This window comes from Ruthenibacterium lactatiformans, assembly GCF_000949455.1.
GTDB lineage: Bacteria > Bacillota > Clostridia > Oscillospirales > Ruminococcaceae > Ruthenibacterium > Ruthenibacterium lactatiformans.
The window spans coordinates 1-1548 of sequence record NZ_JXXK01000092.1; the positions used below are offsets into that span (position 1 = coordinate 1).

Annotated in this window: 3 protein-coding genes and 1 pseudogene; all 4 read left to right on the forward strand. The window is 51.6% G+C overall.

The features are described from left to right. A partial coding sequence (locus TQ39_RS21510) for a hypothetical protein (RefSeq protein WP_207641423.1) occupies positions 1–345 on the forward strand: 345 nt, incomplete at its 5' end. Further along, entirely contained in the window at positions 342–581 is a 240-nt protein-coding gene (locus tag TQ39_RS19815; protein ID WP_050006807.1) for a hypothetical protein, read from the forward strand. The genes TQ39_RS21510 and TQ39_RS19815, both read left to right, overlap by 4 nt. Positions 582–590: 9 nt before the next feature. Continuing rightward, positions 591–1103: a hypothetical protein gene (locus TQ39_RS19820; protein WP_242853553.1), complete on the forward strand. Its 513-nt coding sequence runs from the start codon at positions 591–593 to the stop codon at positions 1101–1103. Further along, positions 1103–1548 (forward strand): annotated as a pseudogene (locus tag TQ39_RS19825) (hypothetical protein); the annotation flags it as partial. The gene TQ39_RS19820 and the pseudogene TQ39_RS19825, both read left to right, overlap by 1 nt.

Consider the following 1548-nt stretch of genomic DNA (forward strand, 5'->3'; position numbering starts at 1 on the left):
GGAGGGCACACACAATTACAAAATACACAAAGAAAAGCGGGGGGCAATCGGCGGCAGAGCCAGATACTCCCCGCTTTTTTCGTTAGGCAGGTCATTTCATATTGTCTTAATGACATTGAAGGAGAGTCGGGGTATTTTAATTGCGGTGGGAATAATCAGGAACTGCTGCTGCATCACTGTCCCGTCGGAATTAACGATTGGAGTCATGTTTCGGTAGGAAACGAAACACAATATGAAGCTGTGATGAGCCGCATACAGGGATTGAGCATCGGGATTGTCATTGTAACCACAATTCTGCTGTTTTTACGTGTCGTTTTAGTACTCTACATATCTGGCGCAGGATGATCTGGAAGTTTGATGCCTGCGGATTTGACTTTCAGTCCGTCCAGCTTTCCAGTATCCAGCCGGAACTGTACAGTGTTTATCAGGCGGCCAAAGCCATCTCCACCGGCAGCCGCAATATCACTCTTGCCAATCTCGCATCCCCGGAATTGGTCACAGATGAGGCGTTCCACCTGATTGTCTGCGCTCTGCTTCTGGCTAAGTACGGAGATGCGATTTTGAATTTTGAAAGAAGGTGATGCAATGTGATGATGAAAGCAGTTCTGAGCAACGCCGACCACCCGGAATACGGTGTTGCGACGATCCCTCTTCCCGTTCCCAGAAATCAATACGACCACTGCGTTGCGCTGTTGGAAGCACTGGAGATCGGCGATGCTTCTGAAGCTGACTGCCGCCTGGACTCGCTCGACAGTGCCTGGCCTGTGCTGAATCAGCTGGTATGTACCAAGGTCAACCTGGATGAGTTGGACTATCTGGCAAAGCGACTGGACAGCTTTGATGTGGGCGAGTCTTCGCAGTTTCAGGTGATGGCTGAAAAACTGAATCTCACCAGCATGAAGGCGCTCATCAACCTGACCTTTTGTTGTCAGCAGGCAACGGTGATTACGGACTTCACAAATTTAAAAGAAGTTGGCCGTGACCACTACATGAACATCCACGGCGGCTGTGCAAGCATGGAAGAATTGGAGCAGTTGGACGGAGAGGAAACCGCCATCCTGCTGATTGAGGACAATGAGGGAACCATGGGAGGCCTTTCCTGATGCTCCGTGAAACCGATTTGCTCCGCGTAAAGCTGGTGGCGCACACCCTCCTCGATGCGCAGATTCAGGAGACCGCTCTCTCCCCGGTGATCGTCAGCCACCCCTTCACGAACTCCGGGATCTCCGCGCTTCGGAATGAGGATGGGAGCCTCTCCATGGTCGACCTGATCAACAATTCGGATGACTGCACAAGGTGGCGCAGAAAGGTTGGAGAGCAGATCGACAGCGCCGAAAATGTCCATCAGATTTTCGTACTGCTCAACCCGCCCTATTATCTGACTTTTATCAAGTTTGCCGCCTCTGATCTCTCGGAGAAGGATCTGGGGCAGCTCTTATCCATCGCCTGGACCCAGGAGGAATGCCCCAATCAGGACTGCAATGTGAGCAAACGAGAACTGGTGGCCTTGTTCCGATCTGTCTCTCCGGAGTTCCTGATGGATGAGGA

Bases quoted from the DNA above. Each gene is read 5' to 3' on its own strand.
- TQ39_RS19815 (WP_050006807.1), top strand. From the start codon at position 342: ATGATCTGGAAGTTTGATGCCTGCGGATTTGACTTTCAGTCCGTCCAG.
- TQ39_RS19820 (WP_242853553.1), top strand. From the start codon at position 591: ATGATGAAAGCAGTTCTGAGCAACGCCGACCACCCGGAATACGGTGTT.